Below are 26425 nucleotides of genomic sequence, written 5' to 3' on the forward strand. Positions count from 1 at the left end.
TTACCTGTATGCGGCGTCGGCGGCGCGGCGCTCGGCGATCTCCGCCTCGAGGCGGTCGCCGATCGCCAGCAGCTGCGACTTGGTGACGACGTTCTCGCCGCGGTTCTCGAAGTGGTACTCGTGGATGTGGGTCTCGACGATCGAGTCCACGGGGCACGACTCCTCGCAGAAGCCGCAGAAGATGCACTTGAACAGGTCGATCTCGTAGCGCGTGGTGCGCCGCGTGTTGTCCTCGCGCTGCTCGGAGTCGATGGTGATCGCCAGCGCCGGGCACACCGCCTCGCACAGCTTGCACGCGATGCAGCGCTCTTCACCGTTGGGATAACGGCGCAGCGCGTGCAGCCCGCGGAAGCGCGGAGACTGCGGGATCTTCTCCATCGGGTACATCATCGTGTACTTCGGGCGCCACAGGTACTTGAAGGTCAGCGACAGGCCGCGGACCATCTCGATCAGCAGCAGGCTGCGCGCCCGGGAAATGAACTTGTCCATCACGCACCTGCCTCGAACACGCCGAAATACGCCATCAGCGCCGTCACCGCGATCCACGCGATCGACAGCGGAATGAACACCTTCCAGCCCAAGCGCATGATCTGGTCGTAGCGGTAGCGCGGGAACGATGCCCGGAACCAGACGAAGCAGCTGGCAAAGAAGAAGGCCTTGACGAACAGCCACCACCAGCCGTCGCCCAGCAGCACCGTGAGCACCGGGATGTCCGGGATCCAGGCCGCGGGAACCGGCGACAGCCAGCCGCCCAGGAAGAAGGTCGCGGTGAGGAAGCTCACCAGCAGCATGTTCGCGTACTCGGCCAGGAAGAACAGCGCGAACACCGCGCCCGAGTACTCGACCATGTGGCCGGCCACGATCTCGCTCTCGCCCTCGACCACGTCGAAGGGCGCGCGGTTGGTCTCGGCCACGCCGGACACGAAGTAGACGATGAACAGCGGCAGCAGCGGCAGCCAGAACCACTCGAGGAAGCCGGCGTCGCCGGACTGCGCCATCACGATCTCGCTGAGGTTGAGGCTGCCGGCGGCGACCATCACGCCCACCAGGGCGAAGCCCATCGCGATCTCGTAACTCACCACCTGCGCCGCCGAGCGCATCGCGCCCAGGAAGGCGTACTTCGAGTTCGAGGCCCAGCCGGCCAGGATCACGCCGTACACGCCCAGCGACACCATCGCCAGCAGGTACAGCAGGCCGGCGTTGGCGTTGGACAGCACCATCTGCGCGTCGAAGGGCACCACCGCCCAGGCCGCGAAGGCCGGGGCCAGGGTGATCAGCGGCGCCAGGAAGTACAGCACCTTGTGCGAGGCGCTGGGCCGGATGACTTCCTTGAACAACAGCTTGAAGACGTCGGCGAAGGCCTGGAGGATGCCGAAGCCCACATACATCGGGCCGTGGCGCACGTGCATCCAGCCGATCAGCTTGCGCTCCCAGACCACATAGAAGGCCACGGCGATGATCACCGGCATGGTGATCGCCAGGATCAGCAGCACCAGCCAGATGACGGTCCCGATGGCGCCGAGCGAGTCGAGCCAGCCGCGAAAGGGTTCGAGCCAGCCGAGCAGCACGGTGGCGGTATTGGTCGTCGTCGTGCTCATGCGGCCTCCACCCGCACCGTGCCGGCGCCGAGCGCCGCCGTGGCGCCGTAGCCGGATTCGATCAGTGCCGCGCCGCGGGCGACGCCCGTGCTGGTCGCGACCTGCAGGGTCGCGGTGCCGGCGCCGTTGGCCACGCGCGCCATCGCGCCATCGCGCAGGCCCGCCGCGGACGCGTCCTCGGGGTTGAGGGTGATGCGCGGGCCCACGGTCAGCGGGTGTGACTGCAGCGCGGCCGCACGGCGGGTCACGCCGTCGACGCGGTAGATCGCCTGCGACACCGCCAGTTCCATGCCCTCACCCGCCGCGGACGGAGCCGCGCCGCGCGCGACCTCGACCTGGCGCGGCGACACCAGCGCGAGCGCGCCAGCGAAGTCGGTGAAGTCGAAGCCTCCAACGCCCAGCAGTCCGCCAAGCGCGCGCAGCGCCTTCCAGCCCTGGCGGGCCTCGCCGGGCAGCTTGCCGCCGGCCACGGTGCGCTGGTCGCGACCGTCGAGGTTGGTCAGGGTGGCGTCGAGCTCCGGCAACAGGCCGATCGGCAGGATGACGTCGGCCACGCGGCGCGTGGACTGGCAGGCGAAGTGGCTGAACGCCACCACCTGCGCCCCGCCCAGGGCCTGCATGGCCTTTGCCTGGTCGGCGAAGTCCAGCCCCGGCTCGATGCCGTAGATGAGGTAGCCGCCGCGCGGCTGGGCCAGCATGGTGCCGGCGTCGCGCGAGGCCGGCAGCACGCCGTGTCGCGCCAGGCCGACCGCGTTCGCGCCCTGCGGCACGCGGCACAGCGCGGCGTTGTTGCGGCGCGCGAAATCGGCGGCGGCGGCGCGGATGGCCGCGGCGTGGATCCCGCACTCGGCGACCGCACCGACGATGACGACGGCGCGCGAAGCGCCTTCCAGCGCCTTGTCCAGCCCGGGCGAAGCCAGGGCCGAGGCGATCTCCGACGGCGCCACGATGGACTTGTGGGCGATGTCGAAGGTGAAGTCGAAGTCCACCGGGTTGACCACGTGCACCCTGGCACCCGCGCGCCAGGCCTTGCGCACGCGCTGGTGGACCAGCGGCAGCTCGGTGCGCAGGTTGCTGCCGACGATGACGATGGCGTCGGCCTGCTCGATGTCCTCGACCGGCATGCCGAAGACTTCGGCCACGGCGCCGTCGGACAGGTCGTGCTGAGCGATGCGGTGGTCGAGGTTGCCCGTTCCCAGGCCCTCGGCCAGGCGGGCGATCAGCGCGCCCTCCTCGTTCGATGTCGTCGGATGGACCAGGATGCCGAGGTCGTCGGCGGCGTTGTCGCGCAGGATCTGCGCGGCCTTCGCCAGCGCTTCGTCCCACGTCGCCTCGCGCCAGTCGCCGTCGTCGCCATTGCTGGCCACCCGCAGCAGCGGGCGCGTCGCGCGGTCGTCGGCGTACAGGCCCTGGTGCGAATAGCGGTCGCGGTCGGACAGCCAGCACTCGTTGACCGCCTCGTTGTCGCGCGGCACGGTGCGCATCACTTCGCCGCGACGGGTGTGCAGGAACAGGTTGCTGCCGAGCGCGTCGTGGTAGCCCAGCGACTCCCGCGCGATCAGCTCCCAGGGGCGCGCGCGGAAGCGGAACACCTTGTTGGTCAGCGCGCCCACCGGGCAGACGTCGATCACGTTGCCCGAGAGCTCGGTGGTCAGCGGCTTGCCGTCGTAGGTGCCGATCTGCAGGCTCTCGCCGCGCTGCATGCCGCCCAGCTCGTAGGTGCCGGCGATCTCGCCGGTGACGCGGATGCAGCGCGTGCAGTGGATGCAGCGCGTCATTTCGGTCGCGACCAGCGGGCCGAGGTCCTCGTCGGCCACCGAGCGCTTGCGCTCGACGAAGCGCGACACCGAGCGGCCGTAACCCAGCGACAGGTCCTGCAGCTCGCACTCGCCGCCCTGGTCGCAGACCGGACAGTCGAGCGGGTGGTTGATCAGCAGGAATTCCATCACGTTGCGCTGCGAACCCAGCGCCTTGTCGCTGCGCGTCTGCACGCGCATGCCGTCCATCACCGGCGTGGCGCAGGCCGGCGCGGGCTTGCCCATCTTCTCCACCTCGACCAGGCACATGCGGCAGTTGGCCGCGATGGCGAGCTTGTCGTGGTAGCAGAAGCGCGGGATCGGGATGCCGGCCTTGTCGGCGGCCTGGATGATCATCGAGCCCTTGGGCGCAGCCATCTCGACGCCGTCGATGAAGACGGTGACGTGGTCGGGCGGCAGGCTCGGGTTCACCGGCTGCGCGCTCATGCCGCCACCTCCGTGCTGGCGTCGACGATCGAGCGGCCGTGCTCGATGAAGTATTCGAATTCGTGCAGGAAATGGCGCAGGAAGCCCTGCACCGGCCAGGCCGCGGCCTCGCCGAAGGCGCAGATGGTGTGGCCCTCGATCTGGCCGGCGGACGCGCGCAGCATCTCGACGTCGGCCATCGTCGCCTTGCCTTCGACCATGCGGCTGACCATGCGGTACATCCAGCCCGTGCCTTCGCGGCAGGGTGTGCACTGGCCGCAGGATTCCTGGAAATAGAAGCGCGAGATGCGCTGGCAGGCGCGCACCATGCAGGTGCTGTCGTCCATCACGATCACGGCGCCGGACCCCAGGCCCGAACCCGCCTTCTGCAGGGCGTCGTAGTCCATGGTCACGCCCATCATGGTCTCGCCCGGCAGCACCGGCATCGAGGACCCGCCGGGGATCACGCCCTTGAGCGTGCGTCCCGGGCGCAGGCCACCGGCCATCTCCAGCAGCTCGGAGAACGGCGTGCCGAGGCGGATCTCGTAGTTGCCCGGCTTCATGACGTGGCCGGACACCGAGAAGATCTTGCAGCCGCCGTTGTTGGGCTTGCCCAGGCCGGCGAACCACTCGGGGCCGTTGCGGATGATCGCCGGCACCGAGGCATAGGTCTCGGTGTTGTTGATCGTGGTCGGCTTGCCGTACAGGCCGAAGTTGGCCGGGAACGGCGGCTTGTAGCGCGGCTGGCCCTTCTTGCCCTCGAGCGACTCCATCAGCGCGGTTTCTTCGCCGCAGATGTAGGCGCCGGCGCCCAGCGCGTTGTGGATGTCGATGTCCACGCCGCTGCCGAGGATGTCACGGCCCAGCCAGCCGTGCGCATAGGCTTCGGCCAGCGCTTCTTCGAGATGCTCGAAGGGCTCGTGGTGGAACTCGCCGCGCAGGTAGTTGTAGGCGACCGTGGAACCGGTGGCATAGCAGGCGATCGCCATGCCCTCGATCACCGAATGCGGGTTGTAGCGCAGGATGTCGCGGTCCTTGCAGGTGCCGGGCTCGGACTCGTCGGAGTTGCAGAGGATGTACTTCTGCTGGTCGCCCTTGGGCATGAAGCTCCACTTCAGGCCGGTCGGGAAGCCCGCGCCGCCGCGGCCGCGCAGGCCCGACTGCTTGACCATCTCGACGACGTCGGCCGGTGGGACTTTTTCGGTCAGCACCTTGCGCAGCGCCTGGTAGCCGCCGGTCTTGAGGTAGTTCTCGTACGACCACGGCTTGTCGAAATGCAGCGTGGTGTACACGGCCTGGTGCTCCTTCGGCGCGGGGCCGACCGGGCCGTAGCCTTCGGAGACGTGGGAGTTGTGATGCGCCATGCCTGCGTCCAGCCTCACTTCAGTCCGTCGAGCAGCTCGTCGACCTTCGCGGCGTCGAGCTTCTCGTGGTAATGGCCGTTGATCACGACCACGGGGGCGCCGCAGCACGCGGCCACGCACTCTTCCTCGCGCTTGAGGTAGACGCGGCCATCGGCAGTCGTCTCGCCCAGCTTGCAGCCGAGCGTCTTCTCGGCGTGGGCGACCAGTTCCTCGGCGCCGTTGAGCCAGCAGCTGATGTTGGTGCAGAAGGCGACGTTGTGGCGGCCGACCTCCCGCGTCTCGAACATCGAATAGAAGGTCGCGACCTCGTAGGCCCACACCGGCGGGATGCCGAGGTACTTCGCCACCCCGGCGATCAGTTCGTCGGTCAGGTAACCGCCGTTCTGCTGCTGGGTGGCGAACAGGCCCTGGATCACGGCCGAACGCTTGCGGTCGGGCGGGAACTTGGCCACCCAATGGTCGATCTGCGCGCGCGTCTCATCGCTGAGCACGACCATCGGGTCGACGTTGCGCGCATTCTCGAAGTTGCCGGTTGCCTTCATCGGTCCACTTCTCCGAAAACGAGGTCATAGGTGCCGACCATCGCCACGACGTCGGACAGCATGTGCCCCTTCACCACCGCGTCCATCGACGACAGGTGCGCGAAGCCGGGCGCGCGCAGGTGCACGCGGAAGGGCTTGTTGGCACCGTCGCTGACCAGGTAGCAGCCGAACTCGCCCTTGGGCGCCTCGACGGCCTGGTAGGTCTGGCCCGCGGGCACGCAGTAACCTTCCGAGAACAGCTTGAAGTGGTGGATCAGGGCTTCCATGTCGTCCTTCATCTCCTCGCGGGAGGGAGGGGCGACCTTGAAATCATCGACCATCACCGGGCCGGGGTTGGCACGCAGCCACTCCACGCACTGGGCGATGATCCGGTTGGATTCGCGCATCTCGGCGACGCGCACCAGGTAGCGGTCGTAGCAGTCGCCGTTGGTACCCACCGGGATCTGGAAGTCGACCTGGTCGTACTTCGCGTAGGGCTGTTTCTTGCGCAGGTCCCACTCGATGCCCGAGCCGCGCAGCATCACGCCGGACATGCCCAGCGCCATGGCCTGCTCCGGGGGGATCACGCCGATGCCGACGGTGCGCTGCTTCCAGATGCGGTTCTCGGTCAGCAGCACCTCGTACTCGTCGATGCGCGCCGGGAAGTCCTTGGTGAAGGCGTCCAGGAAATCGAGCATCGAACCCTCGCGCCACTCGTTGAAGCGCTTGAGCTTGTTGCCCTTGCGCCACGGCGACTCGCGGTACTTCGGCATGTGGTCCGGAAGGTCGCGATAGACGCCGCCGGGACGGTAGTAGGTCGCGTGCATGCGCGCGCCGCTGACCGCCTCGTAGACGTCCATCAGCTCTTCGCGCTCTCGGAACGAGTACAGCATCACCGCCATCGCGCCGAGATCGAGAGCGTTGGAGCCGATCCACATCAGGTGGTTCAGGATCCGCGTGATCTCGTCGAACATCGTGCGGATCCACTGCGCGCGTTCGGGCGCCTCGATGCCCAGCAGGGTCTCGATGGCGAGCACGTAGGCGTGCTCGTTGCACATCATCGACACGTAGTCGAGGCGGTCCATGTAACCGATCGACTGGTTGAACGGCTTGGACTCGGCAAGCTTCTCGGTGCCGCGGTGCAGGAGGCCCACGTGCGGGTCGACGCGCTGCACGACCTCACCGTCCATTTCCAGGATCAGGCGCAGCACGCCGTGCGCGGCCGGATGCTGCGGGCCGAAGTTCAGCGTGTAGTTGCGGATTTCCTGGCGCGTTTCGGCCGGCCTGCTGGCCAGCAGGCCGCTGGGCGGGTGGATGCTCACTTCGTGTCTCCTGCAACGCCGTAGCCGCGCACGGGGCCGACCTTGAGGTCCCGCGCTTCACCGGCCGTGGTTTCGTAGCGGGCGTCGTCGCGGATCACGCGCGGCACCAGCACGCGCGGCTCGACCGAGGTGACCGGCTCGTACACCACGCGCTGCTTGTCGGCGTCGTAACGCACTTCGACGTTGCCGATCAGCGGGAAGTCCTTGCGGAAGGGATGGCCGATGAAGCCGTAATCGGTGAGGAGGCGGCGCAGGTCCGGGTGGCCCGGGAACACGATGCCGAACAGGTCGAAGGCCTCGCGCTCGAACCAGTTCACGCCTTCCCAGACCTCGCACAGCGAATCGACCGCCGGCAGCGCGTCGTCGGGCGCATGACAGGTCACGCGCAAGCGGCGGTTGTTGGCGATCGACAGCAGCTGCACCACCGCCGAGAAGCGGTTTTCGGGCAGCGGGATCGCGCCCACGCCGTCGGGCTGCGCAAGCTGCTGGCTGGGCGTCTCGCCGTAGCGGAAGCGGCCCGGCCCCTTGCCTTCCACGCCCCGGCTGAAGCCTTCGGACGAGACATCGGTGTCCCACTCGTCGGTGCCGTAACCCAGGTGGTCGACGCCGCAGAGGTCGATGAGGATCTCGAAGCCGAACTCGTCGCGCAGCGTGCGGCAGCCCTCGCGCCAGTCGGATGCGGGCAGCACCATGCCGACCTCGCCGCGCGGCAGCGCGACGTCGACCAGGGCCGTCGGAAAGCGCGCGCGCAGGCGCGCGGCGAACGCGGTGGCGGACTCAGACATTGCGCTGGCCCACCCTGTCCTCGCCGAAATTCGTCGACCGGCGGATCTTGCGCTGCAGCTGCAGGATGCCGTGCACCAGGGCCTCGGCCGTGGGCGGGCAGCCCGGTACGTAGATGTCGACCGGCACCACGCGGTCGCAGCCGCGGACCACGGCATACGAGTAGTGGTAGTAGCCGCCGCCGTTGGCGCAGCTGCCCATGGAGATCACCCACTTCGGGTTGGGCATCTGGTCGTAGACCTTGCGCAGCGCCGGCGCCATCTTGTTGACCAGGGTGCCGGCCACGATCATCACGTCGGACTGGCGCGGCGACGGGCGGAACACCACGCCGTAGCGGTCGAGGTCCATGCGCGCCGCGCCGGCGTGCATCATCTCGACCGCGCAGCAGGCCAGGCCGAAGGTCACCGGCCACATCGAACCGGTGCGCGCCCAGTTGAGCAGGATGTCCGAGCTGGTGGTGACGAACCCCTGGTCGAGCAGCGGGTTCTCGCCCTCCGGCCGCAGGATGTCGTCCACGCGCCCTTCGGACAGCGGGTTGCTCGCGGCATTGGCAAGGCTGCGGGCTGCCTGGATCACTCCCATTCGAGCGCTCCCTTCTTCCACACGTAAATGAATCCGATCAGCAACATGCCGACGAAGATGCCCATCTCGATCAGGCCGAGCACGCCGAGCTCACGGAACACGGTGGCCCACGGCACGATGAAGATGATTTCCAGGTCGAAGACGATGAACTGGATGCAGATGAGGTAGTAGCGGATGTCGAACTGCATCCGCGAGTCTTCGAACGGGGCGAAGCCGCATTCGTAGGCCGTGTACTTCTCGGCGTTGTAGAACTTCGGCCCGAGGGCATTGCCTATGACGACCAGGGCGATGCCGATTCCGGTTGCAACAAAAAGAAACAGCAGGGTCGGCAGGTATTCGGCCAGCACGGTGTTCTCTCGGCTACGGGCCGCTTGCGCGACCCTTTGCTTGCTGGTGCCGGGCCCGGCCGTGAAACGACCGGACCCGACGCGTAGTGGTGCCCAAGGGGGGACTCGAACCCCCACGACCTAAGCCGCTACCACCTCAAGGTAGTGCGTCTACCAATTCCGCCACCTGGGCATTTTTTTGTGTTTCTTCCGTGTCTGGGCACGGAGCCGCGACATTGTATATCGCTATCAACCGCCCTGCGGGACTTCCTGCCCCGACTCCCCCTGCGCGGGGGGCGATGCGGCGGGCGGCCGATCCTCGGGCACCGACGGGACCGTGGATTCCGGCACCGCGGGCACGGCGTCGGGCGCCGCGGGAACCGCACCGGCCGGGGCCGGCGTTGCCGGCGCCGCCGGAACCTCGGACATCACGCCCAGGTCGACCGCGACCGGACCCGCCTGCCGCGAGAGCTGCGTCGCCTGAAAGGCCATGAACAGGGTCAGGGCGAAGAAGACGATCGCCAGCCACTTGGTGGACTTGCTGAGGAAGTTGGATGCGCCGCGCGAGCCGAAGACGGTGGCCGATGCGCCGCCGCCGAAGCCCGAGCCGGCCTGTGCGCCCGCGCCGCGCTGCATCAGGATCAGCGCGATCAGCGAGATGGCGACGAGCACGAAGGCGATGTTGAGGATGAGCTGCAGCATTGGTTCGGTTCTCTGGTGCCTTGGCGGTCAGCGGGCCGCTGCGGCCACGATGGCCATGAAGTCCGCGGCCACCAGCGATGCTCCGCCGATGAGGCCTCCATCGACGTCGGGCTTGGCGAACAGCTCGGCGGCGTTGGCGGGCTTCACACTGCCGCCGTAGAGGATCGGCAGTGAATTTCCAATCTTAGCATCCATCGCCGTGACCTCGCTACGGATGAAGGCATGGACGTCCTGGGCCTGTTCCGGGCTTGCGGTGAGTCCGGTGCCGATGGCCCAGACCGGCTCGTAGGCCACCACCGCGCCGGCGAAGCCCGCGGCACCGGCCAGGGCGAGCACCGGGCGCAGCTGGGAGGCGATCACGGCCTCGGTCGAACCACCCTCGCGGTCCTCCCGCGACTCGCCCACGCAGAGGATCGGGCGCAGGCCCGCGGCCACCGCGGCGGCGAACTTGCGCGCGACCAGGTCGCTGTCCTCGCGGTGGTACTGGCGGCGCTCGGAATGGCCGACCAGGGCGAAGCCCGCGCCGACGTCGGCCAGCATCGAAGCCGAGACCTCGCCGGTGTAGGCGCCGTCCGCGTGCTCGCTCACGTCCTGGCCACCGAAGCCGATGCCACGGCCGCCGTAGCTCGCCACCAGGCCTTCCACGTGGGTGGACGGCGGCAGCACCACCACCTCCACGCCCGCGGCCGGCAGGCCCGCCGCCACGTCCGACAGCAGGCCCTCGGCAAAGCTGCGGCTGCCATTGAGCTTCCAGTTGCCGGCGACGATGCGTGCGCGCATGGGATGACCTCGGACGTTGACGGAGCCGGAGATTCTAGGCCTTCGTACACATTCCTGCAGGGGGGCACGCACGCAGCGCGCCTGCCCCGCAGTGTTGCTCAGGCGAGCTTGATCTCACGCAGGCGCTCTTCCAGGTAGCCCTGCGCGGTAATCGGCTCCGGATACCGGCTGGGGTTGTCGGGCGTGATGCACGAAGGCAGCACGTCGATCAGGAAGTCCGGGTTCGGGTGCAGGAAGAACGGCACCGAATAACGCGGCTGGCGCGCGAGCTCGCCCGGCGGGTTGACCACGCGGTGGATGGTGGACGGATACACGTGGTTGGTCAGCCGCTGCAGCATGTCGCCGATGTTGACCACGATGGTGTCGGCATCGGCGGTGAACGGGACCCACCCGCCCTCGTGCGAGCGCACTTCCAGGCCCGCGGCGCTGGCGCCGACCAGCAGCGTGATCAGGTTGATGTCGCCGTGGGCGCCGGCGCGCACGTTGGGGATGTCGTCGGCGGTGATCGGCGGGTAGTGGATCGGACGCAGGATCGAGTTGCCGAAGTCGGTCTTGTCGGCGAAGTAGTCCTCCGGCAAGTCGATGTGCAGGGCCAGCGCGCGCAGCACCTGCGAACCGAGGTCGTCGAGCGCCCGGTACAGGGCATAGCCCTTTTCGTGGAAGGCCGGGACCTCGTCGGGCCACAGGTTCGGCGGCATGACGTCCCGGTAACCGGAATCGTCCGCGATCTCGCGGCCGATATGCCAGAACTCCTTCAGGTCGAAGTGCCTGGAATCCTTGGCCGTCTCGACGCCGAAGGGCGTGTAGCCGCGGGCGCCGCCGCCGCCGGCCACGTGATAGGCCTTCTTGGTGGCGTCCGGCAGCGCGAAGAAGGCCTTGAACGCCTCGTAGGCCTCATCGATCAAGCCCTGCGGGATGCCGTGGTTGCGGATGCCGGCGAAGCCCCACTCGCGATACGCGGCGCCGAGGTCGTCGACAAAGGCCTGGCGATCTTCAGGGCTGGCGGGCTGGATGAAACGGCGGATGTCGAGGGTGGGGATGCGCGGGGCCATGGCTCACTCGGGTGGCGACTGCCCCCGGGCGGGGGCGCAGGTCCGCAATGATAGCGTCCGCCCGCCGGTTCCGGCCCTCAGGCGGCGGCGCGCACCGCGTCCGCCAGCCGCTCGAGGGTTGCCGTCACCAGCGCCTCGTCGTCGGCCTCCACGGTCACCCGTACGACCGGCTCGGTGCCCGAGGGACGCAGGAATGCGCGCCCGCGGCCTTCCACGGCCCGCTGCGCCTCCGCCAGCGCCGCCTGCACGCCCTGCGCCTCGACGGGCCTGGCGCCATTGGCGATGCGCACGTTGACCGTGCGCTGCGGCACCTTGCGCAGCCCGCGCAGCGCGTCCGCCAGCGACACCCCGCGCCGGTGCAGCACCTCCAGCACCTGCAGGGCGCTGACGATGCCGTCGCCGGTGGTGGAACGGTCCAGGCACAGCAGGTGGCCGGATGCTTCGCCGCCGAGGATGCCGCCGTGTTCAACGAGCGCCTTGTGCACATGACGATCGCCGACCTTGGTGCGCATGAAGCCGATGCCGCGGGCCGCCAGCGCCTGCTCCAGCGAGAAATTGGTCATCAGCGTGCCGGCCACGGGGCCGCGCAGGCGTCCGCTCTCCTGCCAGTCGCAGGCCAGCAGGTAGACCAGGTCGTCGCCATCGCGGACCTGGCCCTCGCCGTCGACGAACATGACGCGGTCGCCGTCGCCGTCGAAGGCGATCCCCAGCTCCGCGCCGGTGGCGCGCACGCGCTCGGCCAGGCCTTCGGGGTGGGTGGAGCCGACGCCATCGTTGATGTTGGTGCCGTTGGGGTCGACGCCCATGGCGTCCACGCGCGCGCCGAGCTCGCGCAGCACCATCGGCCCGATCTGGTAGGTGGCGCCGTGCGCGCAGTCGACGACGATGCGCATGCCATCGAGGTCGAAGCTGCGCGGCACCGATCCCTTGCAGGCCTCGACGTAGCGGCCGACGGCGTCGCGCGTGCGCACCGCCTTGCCGAGCTGGTCGGAGGCCACGGTGCGGAACGGCTGCTCGAGCGCGGCCTCGATGGCGAGCTCGGTGGCGTCGTCCAGCTTCTCGCCCACGGCCGAGAAGAACTTGATGCCGTTGTCGTGGTGCGGGTTGTGCGATGCCGAGATCACGATACCGCCGTCGGCGCGCATCGAATGCGTGAGGTGCGCGACGGCCGGCGTCGGCATCGGCCCCATCAGCTGCACGTCCACGCCTGCGGCCACAAGGCCCGCCTCGAGGGCAGCCTCGAACATGTAGTTCGAGATGCGCGTGTCCTTGCCGATGATCACGAGCGGTTTGCGCCACTCGCCGCCGTCCTTGACCGATGCCAGCAGCGCGTGGCCGTAGGCGTTGCCCAGGCGCAGCATGAAGTCGGCCGAGATCGGGCCCTCGCCCACCCGTCCACGGATGCCGTCGGTGCCGAACCAGCGGCGCGCGCTGCCGGAGCTGCCGGGCGCGCTCACGGCGCGGCAGCCTCGTCAGCCGGCGGCGCCGGGTGACGCATCAACATCGCCAGCAGCGCAGCGATGCGCTCGCGCAGCTCGCGGCGGTCGCAGATCTGGTCGATCGCGCCGTGCTCGACCAGGAACTCCGAGCGCTGGAACCCTTCGGGCAGCGTCTCGCGCACGGTCTGTTCGATCACGCGCGGTCCGGCGAAGCCGATCAGCGCCTTTGGCTCGGCGAGATTGATGTCGCCCAGCATGGCGAACGAGGCCGAAACGCCACCGGTGGTCGGATGGGTCATGACCGAAACATAGGGCAGCCCCGCCGCCCGCAGCCGGCCCAGCGCGGCCGAGGTCTTGGCCATCTGCATCAGCGAAAACAGGCTTTCCTGCATGCGCGCGCCGCCGCTGGCGGAGAAGTTGACGAAGGGCGAGCCGATCTCGAGTGCGCGCTCGGCGCCGAGCGTGAAGCGCTCGCCGACAACCGAGCCCATCGAGCCGCCCATGTAGGCGAAATCGAAGGCGCTGGCGACGATCGGGCTGTCCTTGAGCCGTCCCTCCATCGCGATCAGCGCGTCACGCTCGCCGGTCGACTTCTGCGCGGCCTTGATGCGGTCGGCATAGCGCTTCTGGTCGCGGAAGCGGAGCACGTCGACCGGGCCGAGCGCGGCACCGATCTCGCGGCCGCTGCCGGCGTCGAGGAAGGCCGCCAGCCGCGCGCGGGCGCGGATCGGCATGTGGTGGGCGCATTTGGGGCAGACCTCGAGGTTTTCCTCGAGCTCGGGCCGGTAGAGCACCGCGCCGCAGCTGTCGCACTTTTCCCACAGCCCCTCGGGCACGCTTCGCTTGCGTGCGGGACTGCCCTCGGTGCGGATGCGGGCGGGCATGAGTTTCTTCAGCCAGGACATGCGTGTGCTGTGATCCTATGCGGACGGGGCCGCGAACCGGGGGAGTTTAGCCCACTGCCCCGCCGGGACCGGCATCCAGCGCGCTGCGCAGCGGCGCCAGGAAACCGGCGGCCGCAGCGGCGGCCTGGCCGCTTCCCGCGACAGCCATCGCCTTGACCAGGGCGCTGCCGACCACAACGCCGTCGGCGTCCACGGCCATGGCGGCGGCGCTGGCGGCGTCGTGGATGCCGAAGCCGGCCACCACCGGCACCGGGCTGCGGGCGCGCAGGGCGCGCAGCTGTGCGGTCGCGGCGCCGGCGTCCAGACGCGCCGAGTCGCCGGTCACGCCGGCGAAGCTGACGTAGTACAGATAGCCCTGTGCCAGCGAGCAGAGCATCTCCACCCGCTCCGGGCCGGTCGTGGGCGAGGCCAGCAGCACCAGGGCCACGCCGTGGGCCGAAAAGGCCTTGCGGAACTCCGTGGCCTCTTCGGGCGGCAGGTCCACCAGCAGCACGCCGTCCACGCCGGCCGCGGCCGCGGCAGCGCCGAAGGCTTCGGCGCCGCGGATCTCGACCGGGTTCAGATAGCCCATCAGGGTCACCGGGGTGTCGTCGTCGCGCTGGCGGAACTCGCGCACCCGCTCCAGCACCCAGGCCATGCCGGCGCCGCGCGCAAGCGCCCGTTCCGAGCTGCGCTGGATGGTGGGACCGTCGGCCATGGGGTCCGAGAACGGCACACCGAGTTCGATCGCGTCGGCGCCGGCCTCGACCATGGCGTGCATCACCGGAACGGTGTCTTCCAGCCCGGGGTCGCCGGCGGTGATGAAGGGCACCAGCGCCTTGCGCCCTGCGGCGCGCAGGGCGGCAAAACGGCGCGCGATGCGCGGCGCGACCGCGACGGTGCTCATACCTCCACTCCTTCGCGCGCGGCAATGGTGTGTACGTCCTTGTCGCCGCGCCCGGACAGGTTGCAGAGCACCAGCGCGTCCTTCGGCAGGTCGCGCGCGAGCTTGATCGCCTGCGCCACCGCGTGGCTGGACTCGAGCGCGGCGAGGATGCCCTCGGTTTTCGCCAGCAGGTGGAAGGCCTGCAGTGCCTCGTCGTCGCTGACGCCGACGTACTGCGCGCGGCCGGTGTCGGCGAGGAAGGCGTGCTCGGGGCCGACGCCGGGATAATCCAGGCCCGCGGACACCGAATGCGTTTCGGTCACCTGGCCGTCGTCGTCGCACAGCACGTAGGTGCGGTTGCCGTGCAGCACGCCCACGCGCCCGGCCGAGATCGACGCCGCGTGCCGGCCGCTGGCGATGCCCTCGCCCGCCGCCTCGGCGCCGACCAGGCGCACGCTGCGGTCGTTGAGGAAGGCGTGGAAGATGCCGATGGCATTGCTCCCGCCGCCCACGCACGCGGTGACGACATCGGGCAGCCGGCCGTGGCGCGCGAGCATCTGCGTGCGCGCCTCTTTGCCGACCACGGCGTTGAAGTCGCGCACCATCCGTGGATACGGATCGGGGCCGGCAACGGTGCCGATGATGTAGAAGGTGTCGGCGACATTGGTGACCCAGTCGCGCATCGCCTCGTTGAGCGCGTCCTTGAGCGTGGCCGAGCCGCTGGTCACCGGCACCACCGAGGCACCGAGCAGCTTCATGCGGTAGACGTTGATCATCTGGCGCTCGATGTCGGTCGCACCCATGTAGACCACGCACTCCAGGCCCAGGCGTGCGGCGACGGTGGCCGAGGCCACGCCGTGCTGGCCGGCGCCGGTCTCGGCGATGATCCGGGTCTTGCCCATGCGGCTGGCAAGCAGCGCCTGGCCGATGGTGTTGTTGATCTTGTGCGCGCCGGTGTGGTTCAGGTCCTCGCGCTTGAGCAGGATGCGCGCGCCGCCGACGTGGCGGGTCAGGCCCACGGCTTCGTAGATCGGACTCGGCCGGCCGACGTAATCGGCCAGGTCGGCCTCGAAGGCGGCGACGAAGGCGGGATCCGCGCGCGCGGCGTCGTAGGCGGCGGCCAGCTCCTGCAGCGGTCCGGCCAGGGTCTCGGCCACGAAGCGGCCCCCGTGGCGGCCGAAGTGGCCGCCGGCATCGGGAAACGCGTGGAAATCGTCGGGCATGTCGCTCATCGCGCACCTTCTCCGTGTGTTGTCTTGTCATCGTCCGCGCGACAGTCGGCGCGGCGCACCTCGGTCACGAAGGCACGCATCAGGTCGCCGTCCTTCTGGCCGGGCGCGGCTTCGATGCCGCTGCTCACGTCCACGCCCCAGGGCATGGTGGCGGCTACGGCATCGTGCACGTTGGCCGGCGACAGGCCGCCCGACAGCAGGTGGGGTCGGGTCAGGCCGGCAGGCATCGCGGACCAGTCGAACCGGCGCCCGCTGCCGCCATCGTGCCCACCGCCGTGGCTGTCGAAGAGGAAGGCCGACGCACCGGGGAAGGCCGCCATCAGCGCGGGGCCACTGGCGGGCAGGTCGCCGCCCATGCCCACCGCCTTGATCCACGGCACGTCGAAGCGGCGGCAGAAGGCGTCGTCTTCGTCGCCGTGGAACTGCAGCAGGCTGGGCCGGACGTGCTTCACCACCTCGCGCACCTCGTCGGCGCTGTTGTTGCGGAACACGGCCACCGCATCCAGCAGCGGCGCCAGCGCCTTGCACAGCGCACGCGCTTCGGCGACATGGATGCGGCGCGGGCTGCCGTGGGCGAAGACAAAGCCGACGGCGTCGACGCCGAGCTCGCCGGCAAGGCGGACGTCGCCGGGACGGGTCAGGCCGCAGAACTTGATGCGGGTGCGGAACAGGGTGCGGGGCATGTCAGGGGCGTGGCAGGGGAAGGGGTGGGGACGCATGGCCGGCGCCAGCCAGCACGACCTCCTCGGGAAGGCCGCAGTCGATCGGGTACAGCGGCCCGAGGAACACCAGCCCGCCCGCCGGTGCGGTGGGACCGGCCCGGGTGCGGTCGCGCGCTTCCAGCACCTCCGCGATCCAGTCCTCCGGACGGGATCCCTCGCCCACCTCGAGCAGCGAACCAACGATGTTCCGGACCATATGATGCAGGAACGCGTTGGCCTGGACCTCGACCACGAGCACGTCGCCCTCGCGGACGACGCTGATCGCCTGCAGGTCTCGGCGGGCGTGCGGCGCCTGGCAGTGCACCGTGCGGAACGAGGTGAAATCGAACTCGCCGACCAGGGCCCGGGCCGCGCGGTGCATCGCCTCCGCATCCAGCGGCCTGCGGGTCCAGGCCAGGTACTGGTGGCCCAGCGCCGGGCGCACCGGGCGGTTGAGGATGCTGTAGCGATAGCGCCGCGCGCGCGCGGAGAAGCGCGCGTTGAAATCGTCGCCGACTTCGCGGCACCAGCGCACCGCCATTGCCGGCGGCAGCAGCGAGGTGGTGCCCAGCATCCAGTTGCGCGGATTGCGCCCGGCATCACTGTCGAAGTGCACGACGTTGCAGCGTGCGTGCACGCCGGCGTCGGTGCGGCCTGCGCAGGTGGTCGCCACCGGCGCGTCCGCGATCCTGGACAGCGCGGCTTCCAGCGTTCCCTGCAGCGTGTCCGCACTCTCCACGCCCGCCCGGGTCAGGCGCTGCCAGCCGTGGAAAGCGCTGCCGTCGTATTCGATGCCCAGGGCGTAGCGCATGGCGTCAAGGGACTGCCGCGCCGCGGACGGGCCGCGGCGACGACGTCAGGCGATCCCGTCCAGCAGGCGCGAAGCTTCGGCACGGGCGGCGGGCTCGCCGGCGCCGACAACCTCGCGCAGCAGGTCGCGCGCGGTGTCGATGTCACCCAGGTCGATATAGGCGCGCGCCAGTTCGATGCGCTCGGCGCCGCCCGGCGCGGGGTTGAGCGAGGCGATCACCGCGGCGTCCACCGCGTCCCGATCCTCTTCCGGCGCCGGGGACGGCGCGGCCGGCTCCGCGACGACGGCCGTGGCTGTCGCCGTGGGCGCGATCGGCGCATCCGCGTGCCAGGTCGGCGTTTTGGGCGCGACAGCGGTCGTCGAAGCCGCTGCGGCGCTTGCGGGCGCGTCATCCGCACCGGTGTCACGGCGCGGCAGCGGCGCCGCGGCGGCCAGCGTGGCGGAATCGAAGCGCGGTCGCGGGGACGCCTTGGGCGCGCGGCGTGCAAGCAGCCAGGCCACGGCCACCACCACCAGCAGGCCGAGGCCGATCCACAGCCACGGCAGGCCGCCAGCCTGGGCCGTATCGGCCGCCGCCGGCGCGGGCGCGTCCTCGGAGGTGGTCGCCAGCCGCTCCTGCACCGCGGCCATCTCGCTGTCCTTCATCTGGATCAGCTGCGCCTGCTGGGCCTGCAGGCGCTCGAGATCGGCCACGCGGGCCTTGAGCTCGGCCACCTCGGCCTCGCGCGCGGCCAGGGTTTCCTGGTTCTGGTGCAGTTCCTGTTGCATGTCCTGTCGCAGCATCTCGCCCTCGCCACCGGCCTGGATGCCGGATCGTATGCCTGCCTGCTGTCCGCCCGCGGCCGATGGCGGCACGATTTCAAGGCGCGCATCCGCGGTCCGTGGCGCCGGGTCCGGTTGCGGACCACCATCGCCGGTGGCATCGGCTGCCTGTCCGGCGGCACCCTCGCCGGCCGCGGTCGCGGTGTCGGGCTGCGGTGCCGCCCGCGTCATGTCGCGCCATGCGGCGATCTGCTCGCGCATCAGCGCGCGGGATTCGCGCAGGTCGAGACCGGCGATTTCGCTCCGGTCCGGAATGCGCAGCACCGCGCCCTGGCGTACCAGGTTCAGGTTGTTGGCGATGAAGGCCTGGGGATTGGCGCGGAACAGGGCCACGATCGCCTGTTCGCGGCTGATGCCGTCGCCGACCAGCTCCTGCGCGATCGCGCCCAGCGTCTCCCCGGCCTGTACCGGCCCGTACTCGCTGGCCTGTGCCGACGCGGGCGGAGCCGGGGTCGGCGCCGCGGGCATCGGTGCCGGAACCGGTGCGGGAGGCGGCGCGGCGGTCTCCGGCGACTCATCGGCCTCGGCCGCGGCAAGCGCATCTTCCGCTGCGATGGCCTGGTCGCCGGCCGCTTCCGCCGCGACCGGTTCACTGTCGCCGGTGGCACCGACGGATTCGGGCGCACGCACGATCGTGTCCGAAGGCGTCGCGACCGGCGCCGCGATGGCCGGCTGCGCCGGGGCCGACACCGTCTGCGGCGTATCGACCAGGGCCGAATACTCGCGCACCAGGCGCCCCTGCCCCCAGTCGACCTCGACCAGGAAGGTGAGCGTGGGCTGGGTGACGGGGTCGCGCGTGGTGACCCGGATCACCGGGTTGCCGCGGACATCCAGGGCCACGGTGAACTCGAGCCCCGACACGGTGGCATCGGGTGCCGGCAGGCCGATCCGGCGGAACGTCTCCGGGGCGGCCAGGCGCGCGCGCAGGGCGTCGAGTTCGGCCGGATCATTGGAAATGACCTGGATCTCGGCCAGCAGCGGCTCGCCGGCGCGCGACTTGACCTCGATCCGGCCCAGGCCCAGTGCCAGCGCCTGGCCCGCGAACAGCACCAGCAGCAGGCCGCACATGGCCGCCCAGCGGATCGCTCGCTTCAAACGCGGTGTCGTGGTCACTCGTTCCCCCGTTGCATCGCGTGGACTCTAGCGGCCCGGGGCCTTGTCTGGCAACGCGACGACACGCATCAGCGCTCGCCGATCACCAGTTCCGCGACCTGCACCGCGTTCAGGGCCGCGCCCTTGCGGATGTTGTCCGCCACCACCCACAGGTCCAGCCCGCGCGGATGCGAGAGGTCTTCGCGGATGCGCCCGACGAACACGGCGTCCTTGCCCGATGCATGCGTCACCGGCGTCGGATAGCCGCCACCGGCGCGCTCGTCGACCACGTCCACCCCCGGCGCCGCCTCGAGCAGCGCACGCGCCTGCGCGGCGGTGATCTTGTCGCGGGTTTCGATGTGCACGGCCTCGGCATGGCCGTAGAACACCGGCACCCGCACCGCCGTGGGGTTCACCTGGATGGATGGATCGCCGAGGATCTTCCGCGTCTCCCAGACCAGCTTCATTTCCTCGCGGGTGAAGCCGTTGTCCATGAACTCGTCGATGTGCGGGATCACGTTGAAAGCGATCTGCACCGGGAAATGCTTCGGCTCCGCGCCCTGGAAGCGCAGCAGCGAGGCGGTCTGCCGGCCGAGCTCCTCCAGCGCCGGGCGGCCGCCGCCGGAGACCGACTGGTAGGTGGCGACGTTGATGCGCTCGATGCCCACCGCGCGGTGGATCGGCGCCAGCGCCACCACCATCTGCATGGTCGAGCAGTTGGGATTGGCGATGATGCCCCGCGGGCGGTCCCTCGCCGCGTCCGGGTTGACCTCGCTCACCACCAGCGGCACGTCGTCGTCCTGGCGGAAGGCCGAGGAGTTGTCGATCACCACCGCGCCGGCGGCGGCGAACTTCGGCGCGTACTCCCTGGAGACCGCGCCGCCCGCGGCGAACAGCGCGATGTCCACGCCCGCCGGGTCGAAGGACGCCAGGTCGCGCACCGTGACCTCGTCGTCGCCGAAGGCCACGACCCCGCCCGCCGAGCGCGCACTGGCCAGCGCCACCACTTCGCGAACCGGGAACTTGCGTTCGGCGAGGATGGAAAGCATCGCCTCGCCCACCGCGCCGGTCGCGCCGACCACGGCCACCGTGTATTGCTTGCCCATGGGGCCTCCGTCTGCTGTCGCACGGCCACGCCGCGCAGCCGGTCATAGTGCGCCCTTCGCGACCCTGCCGCTACGCCAGCGCCCGACTGCGGCGGCGCCCCAACCACAGCAGCGCGAAGCCCAGCGCCATCGCGATCGCGACGTCGCGCAGCTCGCGCGCGCTGCCCTGCGCCAGCAGCCAGGCGATCACGGCCAGGGCCACGATCACGGTGGCCATGCCGCCCGGAGCCCGGAACAGCGCCGGCGCCACGTCCGCGCGCCGGCGCAGCACCGGCACCGCGGCGCAGGTCGCGGCATACGCCAGCAGCCGGGTGAGCGTGCTGATGGCCACCGCCGACAGGAACGAGCCCGACAGCGTCATCACCAGCATCGCCAGCCCGGTCAGCATGATCGCCACGTGCGGGGTGTGGTGGCGCGGATGGGTGCGCGCGAACAACGCGGGCAGCTCCCCGTTGCCGGCCATCGCGAACAGCAGCCGCGGCGCCGCCAGTACCAGCCCGTTGAGCGTGCCGGCGATGGACACCAGCGCACCGACCACCACCACGCTGGCGCCGAGCGTGCCGGCGAAGCTCCCGGCGGCGTCGGCCAGCGGCCGCGTCGACGTCGCCAGCCCGGGCAGCGTGCCGATGCTCACCACCTGCACCAGCACGTACAGCGGCACGATCACCGCGAGCGCAGCGAGGATCGCGAACGGCAGCGTGCGCCGCGGGTCGCGCACTTCGCCCGCGGGCACGGTCGCGGTCTCGAAGCCGGTGAATGCGAACACCAGCAGCAGCATGCCAGCGGAGAAGTCGCCCACTCCGGGAGCATCGCCGGGCACCAGCCGCGCCGGCTCCACGAACCACAGGCCGACGCCCACGAACAGCAGCAGCGGCACCAGCTTGCCGACGGTGAAGACGTTGGCGACGATCGCGGCCGGCCGCACGCCGCGGATGTTCACCGCGACGATGATCGCCACCACCGCCGACACCAGCACCGGCCGCCACGCCGGCGACGCTGCCGCGGGCCAGAAGTACGCGAGGTAGTCGAGCAGCAGGTTGCACAGCGCCGCGAACGCGGTGACCCGGGTCAGCCAGACCAGCCAGCCGACCTGGAAGCCGGCCACCGGGCCGAAGGCCTCGCGTGCGTACAGATAGGGCCCGCCGGTACGCTCGAAGCGGCTGCCGACCTCGGCGAAGCACAGCACCACCAGCAGCACCAGCAGTGCGCACGCAAGATAGGCCAGCAGCGCCCAGGGGCCGAGCAGCGCGTGCACGCGCGACGGCAGGCCGAAGATGCCGGCGCCGACCACGGCGTTGATGAAGAGCGCGACCATGCTGGCGCGGCCGATGCCGCGGACCAGGCCTTCCCCGGTGCGGGGATCGTCAGCCACGCCGGGGCGCGCCGCCATCGATCATTGCAGCGGTACGGCCTTCCCGCCCGTCTGTGGCGTGACGGGATCGGATGGCCGGCCCGCATCGGGCCCCTGGCCCATCGCCGCCACCAGGTTGTCCACCGCCAGCGACACCATCGCCCGTCGCGTGGGCAGGCTGGCGCTGGCGATGTGCGGCGTCAGCACCACGTTGCGGCAGGCGGTGAGCCGCGGATCGACCGCCGGCTCGCCCTCGAACACGTCCAGGCCGGCCGCGGCCAGGCGGCCTGCCTGCAGCGCGTCGGCCAGCGCGCCCTCGTCGACGAGGCCACCGCGGGCGATGTTGGTCAGCGTGGCACCGGGCTTCATCCTTGCCAGCGCGACGGCGTCGATCACATGGTGGTTGGCCGCGGTGTACGGCAGCACCAGCACCAGGTGGTCGGATTCCGCGAGCAGGGACTCGCGCGCGACCCAGGTCGCGGCGCAGTCGCGCTCGACCGCGTCCGGCAGCCGGCTGCGGTTGTGGTACAGCACGCGCATGCCGAAGCCGCGCGCGCGCCGGGCGATGCCCTGCCCGATCCGCCCCATGCCCAGGATGCCCAGCGTACTGCCGTGGATCTCCGCGCCCAGCATCTGGTGGAAACCCCAGCCCTGCCAGCGGCCGTCGCGCAGCCAGTGTTCTGCTTCGGTGATCCGCCGCGCCGCGGCCATCATCAGCGCGAAGCCGAAGTCGGCGGTGGTTTCGGTGAGCACGCCGGGGGTGTTGGTGGCGACGATGCCGCGCGCGGCCAGCGCCGCCACGTCGAGGTTGTTGTAGCCGACGCCGACATTGGCCACGGCACGCAGCCGCGGCGCGCCGGCGATCTCCGCCGCGCCGATGCGGTCGTTGAGCGTGACCAGGGCGCCGTCGGCATCGGCCAGTGCCGCCGCGATCGCGGCCGGCGCGTGGTCGGTGACCTGCGCCGTGCGCGTGACGTCGAACCACTGCTCCAGCCGCGCCTCGAGGTCTTCGTACAGCGGCTGCGAGACCCACACCTTCGGCCTGGACTCAGCCATCGACGGACCCTCCGGCCGACGGCGGGATGCGCGGCGACACCTCGCCGACGTCGCCACACTGCGCCCGGTGCCGCAGCGCCTGGTCCATCAGCTCCAGCGCCATCATCGCCTCGCAGATCGGGGTCGCGCGGATGCCGACGCAGGGGTCGTGGCGTCCGGTGGTGACGATGTCCACCACCCGGCCTTCGACATCCACCCCGGCCACCGGCAGGCGCAGGCTGGAGGTCGGCTTGAACGCGACCGAACACACGAGCTGCTGGCCGCTGCTGATGCCCCCCAGCACGCCACCGGCGTGGTTGGCCAGGAAGCCTTCCGGCGCCATCGCATCGCGGTGTTCGCTGCCCTTCTGCGCGACGGACGCGAATCCGTCGCCGATCTCCACGCCCTTGACCGCGTTGATCGACATCATCGCCGCCGCCAGCCCCGCGTCGAGCTTGCCGTAGACGGGTTCGCCCCAGCCCGGCGGCACGCCGTCCGCGACCACGGTCACGCGCGCGCCGACCGAGTCGCCGGACTTGCGCAGCGCATCCATGTACGCCTCGAGTTCGGGCACCTGGGCGGCGTCAGGCCAGAAGAACGGGTTGTCTTCGACCGCGTTCCAGTCGTGGCCGCGCGGGGTGATGCCGCCCAGCTGCGCCAGGTGCCCGCGCACGCGTACGCCGTGGCGGTCGGCCAGCCACTTCTTCGCGATCACCGCGGCCGCCACCCGCATCGTGGTCTCGCGCGCCGAACTGCGGCCGCCACCGCGCGGATCGCGGATGCCGTACTTCTGCCAGTAGGTGTAGTCGGCGTGGCCGGGGCGGAACTGCGCGGCGATCGCGGCGTAATCCCTGCTGCGCGCATCGGTATTGCGGACCAGCAGTGCCACCGGCGTCCCGGTGGTCACGCCCTCGTACACGCCGGAGAGGATCTCGACCGCATCCTCCTCGCGTCGCGCCGAGGTGTGCCGCGTGCGCCCGGTGGCCCGGCGCGCGAGGTCGTCCACGAAGTCACCGCTGGCCAGGGCGATGCCCGGCGGGCAGCCGTCGACCACGCAGCCGATGGCGGGCCCGTGCGATTCGCCGAAGGTGGTGACGCGCAGCAGCTGCCCGAAGGTGTTCACCGCCGCGTCCGACGTGACTGGTCCGCGGGCGGCCGCATCAGAACAGGGTGCCCGGCTCGTCGCCCCGCGTGTCGCCTGCATCGCGGACTGGAGCGGTTCCGTCGCCGGCCACCTCGGACGCGGGCGGCCGACCCGACGTCCTGCCGACCGGCGCCGGCGTGCCTTCGCGCTCCGCGGCCAGTGCGGAAATGCGGGCGTTGTGGGTCACCAGGTCGTGCCGTTCGACCACGAACACGCCCATCTGCCCGACCTTGAACTCCACCCACATCAGCGGCAGCTCCGGCAGCAGCGCGGACAGCGCGCGCTCGGCTTCGCCGACCTCGCAGACCAGCACGCCGTCATCGGACAGGTGCAGCGGCGCGTCGCGCAGGATCGCCAGCACCAGGTCGAGGCCGTCGTTGCCCGCGCGCAGGCCCATCTCGGGCTCGTGCGAATACTCGCGCGGCAGCGCGTCGGTCTCGTCGTTGGTGACATAGGGTGGATTGGTGACGATGAGGTCGTAATGCTCGCCTTGCAGCGACGAGAACAGGTCCGACCTCATGAAACGGACGTTGTGCACATCCAGCCGGCGCTCGTTCTCCGCGGCCAGGGCCAGCGCGTCGTCGCTGAGGTCGACGCCGTCGACGTGCCACTCGGGGTTGTAATGCGCCATCGCGATGGCGATGCAGCCCGAACCGGTGCACAGGTCGAGCGCGCGGCGCACGTCGCGGCCGGCCAGCCAGGGTTCGAAGCCGGACTCGATCAGCTCGGCGATCGGCGAGCGCGGCACCAGCGCGCGCGGGTCGCTCTTGAAGCTCAAGCCGGCGAACCAGGCCTCAGCGCAGAGGTAGGCGGCCGGAATGCGCTCCTCGATGCGGCGGATGAACAATCCCAGCACGTCCTCTTTCTCGGCCTCCGTCACCCGCGCCTGGCCATAGACCGGGTTCAGGTCGTGCGGCAGGTGCAGCGCGTGCAGCGTGAGCTGGGTGGCTTCGTCCAGGGCGTTGTCGTAGCTGTGGCCGAAGGTCAGCCCCGCCGCGTTGAAGCGGCTGGCGCCGTAGCGGATGAGGTCGATGATGGTCTGGAGCTGTTGGGTGGTCATGGCGCGCGGTCACGGCGCTGTCGCCGGGTCCGGCAGTATAGGCGAGCAATGCACGCCCTCGCGCGCCGGCCGTTATGATGTTGCGCCCCCAACGCTCCGAGGCACCATGTTCAACCGCAGCTTCCTGATCGTGCTCGTGATCGCCCTCGCGGCCGGCCTCGGCCTGGTGGCCTCGCAGCGCTGGTTCGGGGGCGACGCCGCGCCGGCCGGCCCCGAGCTCGAGACCGTGCGCCTGTTCCCGCAGCCGCGCGAGCTGCCGCCCTTCGCGCTGCAGCAGTCCGACGGCACCCAGCTGGTGCCCGGCGAGCTGCACGGCCACTGGACCCTGGTGTTCCTCGGGTTCACCCATTGCCCGGACGTCTGCCCGACCACGCTGGCCGAACTCGCGCAGGCGCAGAAGCAGTGGGAGCCGCTGCCCGAGGCGCAGCGCCCACGGGTGCTCTTCGTCTCCGTGGATCCCGAGCGCGACAGCCCGGACCGCATCGGCGAATACGCGGCCTTCTTCCACCGCGACACCCTCGCCGCCACCGCCGACATCCCGGCGCTGGAGGCCTTCGCGCGCTCGCTGTCGATGGTGTTCATGAAGGTGCCGCTGGGCGACGGTGCGCCCGCCGACCAGTACACGATCGACCACTCCTCGGCACTTGCCCTGCTCGATCCCGAGGGCCGCATGGCCGGCGTGGTGCAGGGGCCGCTGGACCCGGCGGCGATCGCCGCCGACCTCACCGCGCTGACCGGAGCCGCGCTGCGGTGAGCCTGGCCACCGCACTGACCTGGGCGCTGCCGCACCGGTTGCTGTCGGCGGCCGCGCGTCGCCTCGCCTATTCGGACAACCCGCGCCTGAGCCGCTGGCTGATCGACACCGTGGTGCGCCGCTTCCAGGTCGACCTGGCGGAGGCGGCGCAGCCCGACCCGGCCGCCTATCCCACCTTCAACGCCTTCTTCACCCGCGCCCTGGGCCCGGACGCGCGCGAGGCCGATCCCGACGCGACCGCCATCCTGATGCCGGCCGACGGACGCATCAGCCAGTGCGGTCCGATCCGCGAGGGACGCATCTTCCAGGCCAAGGGGCGCTCCTTCAGCGCCGCCGAGCTGCTGGCCGACGCCACCGCGGCGGCGCCCTACGACGACGGCCTGTTCGCGACCGTCTACCTGTCGCCGCGCGACTACCACCGCGTGCACATGCCCTGGAACGGACGCCTGCTGCGCACCGTCCACGTCCCCGGGCGGCTCTTCAGCGTCGGCCCGGCCGCGGTCGCCCACGTGCCGCGCCTGTTCGCGCGCAACGAACGCCTGGTCTGCCACTTCGCGACCGACTTCGGGCCGATGGCCGTGGTGATGGTCGGCGCGCTCCTGGTATCAGGCGTGGAAACGGTCTGGAGCGGCGAGGAGATCCCCGCCTACGGCGACCGCGTGAGCAGCAAGGATTACGTGGCGGCCACGGTGGAACTGGCGCGTTTCGAGGAAATGGCGCGCTTCAACTACGGCTCCACCGTGATCGTGCTGCTCCCGCCCGGAGTGGCCGAACTGGCCGCCGGGCTGGGTCCGGAAACGCCGGTCCGACTGGGCCAGCGCCTGGCCACGCGACTGCCCTGACACCGCAGGGGCAC

25 protein-coding genes, 1 tRNA gene and 1 pseudogene are annotated in these 26425 nt (G+C 70.5%); 2 read left to right on the top strand and 25 right to left on the bottom strand.

Going from position 1 to position 26425, the window contains the following annotated elements; genetic code table 11:
• The 25 genes and pseudogenes from nuoI to prmB form a co-directional block, all read right to left on the bottom strand.
• Positions 1-489, bottom strand: coding sequence for an NADH-quinone oxidoreductase subunit NuoI (gene nuoI / locus E2169_RS01800; RefSeq protein ID WP_132984902.1), 489 nt, complete (start codon positions 487-489; stop codon positions 1-3).
• Complete coding sequence (gene nuoH, locus E2169_RS01805) at positions 489-1598, bottom strand: NADH-quinone oxidoreductase subunit NuoH (RefSeq protein ID WP_132984903.1); 1110 nt, start codon at positions 1596-1598, stop codon at positions 489-491. Before nuoH ends, nuoI begins: the two co-directional genes overlap by 1 nt.
• Entirely contained in the window at positions 1595-3841 is a 2247-nt protein-coding gene (gene nuoG, locus E2169_RS01810) for an NADH-quinone oxidoreductase subunit NuoG (protein WP_132984904.1), read from the bottom strand. Before nuoG ends, nuoH begins: the two co-directional genes overlap by 4 nt.
• Positions 3838-5184 carry an NADH-quinone oxidoreductase subunit NuoF gene (nuoF, locus tag E2169_RS01815; protein WP_132984905.1) on the bottom strand — a complete coding sequence of 449 codons (1347 nt, stop codon included), beginning with the start codon at positions 5182-5184 and terminating at the stop codon, positions 3838-3840. Before nuoF ends, nuoG begins: the two co-directional genes overlap by 4 nt.
• A gap of 14 nt (positions 5185-5198) precedes the next feature.
• The gene (gene nuoE, locus E2169_RS01820; protein WP_132984906.1) at positions 5199-5726 is read right to left on the bottom strand and encodes an NADH-quinone oxidoreductase subunit NuoE; all 528 of its coding nucleotides are present in this window, start codon (positions 5724-5726) and stop codon (positions 5199-5201) included.
• Positions 5723-7027 carry an NADH-quinone oxidoreductase subunit D gene (locus tag E2169_RS01825; RefSeq protein WP_132984907.1) on the bottom strand — a complete coding sequence of 435 codons (1305 nt, stop codon included), beginning with the start codon at positions 7025-7027 and terminating at the stop codon, positions 5723-5725. Before E2169_RS01825 ends, nuoE begins: the two co-directional genes overlap by 4 nt.
• The gene (locus tag E2169_RS01830) at positions 7024-7812 is read right to left on the bottom strand and encodes an NADH-quinone oxidoreductase subunit C (protein WP_132984908.1); all 789 of its coding nucleotides are present in this window, start codon (positions 7810-7812) and stop codon (positions 7024-7026) included. Before E2169_RS01830 ends, E2169_RS01825 begins: the two co-directional genes overlap by 4 nt.
• Positions 7805-8392 carry a NuoB/complex I 20 kDa subunit family protein gene (locus E2169_RS01835; protein ID WP_132984909.1) on the bottom strand — a complete coding sequence of 196 codons (588 nt, stop codon included), beginning with the start codon at positions 8390-8392 and terminating at the stop codon, positions 7805-7807. Before E2169_RS01835 ends, E2169_RS01830 begins: the two co-directional genes overlap by 8 nt.
• Positions 8383-8739 carry an NADH-quinone oxidoreductase subunit A gene (locus E2169_RS01840; RefSeq protein ID WP_132984910.1) on the bottom strand — a complete coding sequence of 119 codons (357 nt, stop codon included), beginning with the start codon at positions 8737-8739 and terminating at the stop codon, positions 8383-8385. The genes E2169_RS01835 and E2169_RS01840 overlap by 10 nt, the downstream gene beginning before the upstream one ends.
• An 87-nt stretch (positions 8740-8826) precedes the next feature.
• A tRNA-Leu gene (locus tag E2169_RS01845) sits at positions 8827-8911 on the bottom strand.
• 56 nt (positions 8912-8967) lie between these two features.
• Complete coding sequence (gene secG / locus E2169_RS01850) at positions 8968-9420, bottom strand: preprotein translocase subunit SecG (protein ID WP_132984911.1); 453 nt, start codon at positions 9418-9420, stop codon at positions 8968-8970.
• Between the two features lie 27 nt (positions 9421-9447).
• Positions 9448-10200, bottom strand: a complete 753-nt coding sequence (tpiA, locus tag E2169_RS01855; RefSeq protein WP_132984912.1) for a triose-phosphate isomerase — start codon at positions 10198-10200, stop codon at positions 9448-9450.
• A 98-nt stretch (positions 10201-10298) separates the two neighbouring features.
• Positions 10299-11252, bottom strand: coding sequence for an isopenicillin N synthase family dioxygenase (locus E2169_RS01860; RefSeq protein WP_132984913.1), 954 nt, complete (start codon positions 11250-11252; stop codon positions 10299-10301).
• Between the two features lie 77 nt (positions 11253-11329).
• A complete protein-coding gene (gene glmM / locus E2169_RS01865) occupies positions 11330-12709 on the bottom strand; it encodes a phosphoglucosamine mutase (protein WP_132984914.1) in 1380 nt (459 codons plus the stop codon).
• A complete protein-coding gene (gene accD / locus E2169_RS01870; protein ID WP_132984915.1) occupies positions 12706-13596 on the bottom strand; it encodes an acetyl-CoA carboxylase, carboxyltransferase subunit beta in 891 nt (296 codons plus the stop codon). The genes glmM and accD overlap by 4 nt, the downstream gene beginning before the upstream one ends.
• 46 nt (positions 13597-13642) lie before the next feature.
• On the bottom strand, positions 13643-14482 hold the full coding sequence (trpA, locus tag E2169_RS01875) for a tryptophan synthase subunit alpha (RefSeq protein ID WP_132984916.1): 840 nt from the start codon (positions 14480-14482) through the stop codon (positions 13643-13645).
• Positions 14479-15693, bottom strand: coding sequence for a tryptophan synthase subunit beta (trpB, locus tag E2169_RS01880; protein WP_132984917.1), 1215 nt, complete (start codon positions 15691-15693; stop codon positions 14479-14481). Before trpB ends, trpA begins: the two co-directional genes overlap by 4 nt.
• Complete coding sequence (locus E2169_RS01885) at positions 15690-16376, bottom strand: phosphoribosylanthranilate isomerase (RefSeq protein ID WP_132984918.1); 687 nt, start codon at positions 16374-16376, stop codon at positions 15690-15692. The genes trpB and E2169_RS01885 overlap by 4 nt, the downstream gene beginning before the upstream one ends.
• 1 nt (position 16377) lies before the next feature.
• A complete protein-coding gene (gene truA, locus E2169_RS01890) occupies positions 16378-17205 on the bottom strand; it encodes a tRNA pseudouridine(38-40) synthase TruA (RefSeq protein ID WP_132984919.1) in 828 nt (275 codons plus the stop codon).
• Positions 17206-17250: 45 nt separating this feature from the next.
• Positions 17251-19122 carry a motility hub landmark protein FimV gene (locus E2169_RS01895; RefSeq protein ID WP_229659116.1) on the bottom strand — a complete coding sequence of 624 codons (1872 nt, stop codon included), beginning with the start codon at positions 19120-19122 and terminating at the stop codon, positions 17251-17253.
• Between the two features lie 86 nt (positions 19123-19208).
• Positions 19209-20225: an aspartate-semialdehyde dehydrogenase gene (locus E2169_RS01900; RefSeq protein ID WP_132984920.1), complete on the bottom strand. Its 1017-nt coding sequence runs from the start codon at positions 20223-20225 to the stop codon at positions 19209-19211.
• A gap of 70 nt (positions 20226-20295) precedes the next feature.
• Positions 20296-21597 carry an APC family permease gene (locus E2169_RS01905; protein ID WP_165942293.1) on the bottom strand — a complete coding sequence of 434 codons (1302 nt, stop codon included), beginning with the start codon at positions 21595-21597 and terminating at the stop codon, positions 20296-20298.
• Positions 21598-21618: 21 nt separating this feature from the next.
• Complete coding sequence (locus tag E2169_RS01910; RefSeq protein ID WP_132984922.1) at positions 21619-22632, bottom strand: 2-hydroxyacid dehydrogenase; 1014 nt, start codon at positions 22630-22632, stop codon at positions 21619-21621.
• Positions 22625-23734: a chorismate synthase gene (aroC, locus tag E2169_RS01915; protein ID WP_229659115.1), complete on the bottom strand. Its 1110-nt coding sequence runs from the start codon at positions 23732-23734 to the stop codon at positions 22625-22627. Before aroC ends, E2169_RS01910 begins: the two co-directional genes overlap by 8 nt.
• 166 nt (positions 23735-23900) lie before the next feature.
• Positions 23901-24815, bottom strand: a pseudogene (gene prmB, locus E2169_RS01920) (50S ribosomal protein L3 N(5)-glutamine methyltransferase); the annotation flags it as partial.
• Positions 24816-24921: 106 nt separating this feature from the next.
• Between prmB and E2169_RS01925 the strand changes: the two are divergent.
• Together E2169_RS01925 and asd are read left to right on the top strand one after the other, a co-directional pair.
• Positions 24922-25569: an SCO family protein gene (locus tag E2169_RS01925; protein ID WP_132984925.1), complete on the top strand. Its 648-nt coding sequence runs from the start codon at positions 24922-24924 to the stop codon at positions 25567-25569.
• Positions 25566-26411 carry an archaetidylserine decarboxylase gene (gene asd, locus E2169_RS01930; RefSeq protein WP_132984926.1) on the top strand — a complete coding sequence of 282 codons (846 nt, stop codon included), beginning with the start codon at positions 25566-25568 and terminating at the stop codon, positions 26409-26411. The genes E2169_RS01925 and asd overlap by 4 nt, the downstream gene beginning before the upstream one ends.
• Positions 26412-26425: the final 14 nt, after the last annotated feature.

The organism is Luteimonas terricola, assembly GCF_004352845.1.
Lineage (GTDB): Bacteria > Pseudomonadota > Gammaproteobacteria > Xanthomonadales > Xanthomonadaceae > Luteimonas > Luteimonas terricola.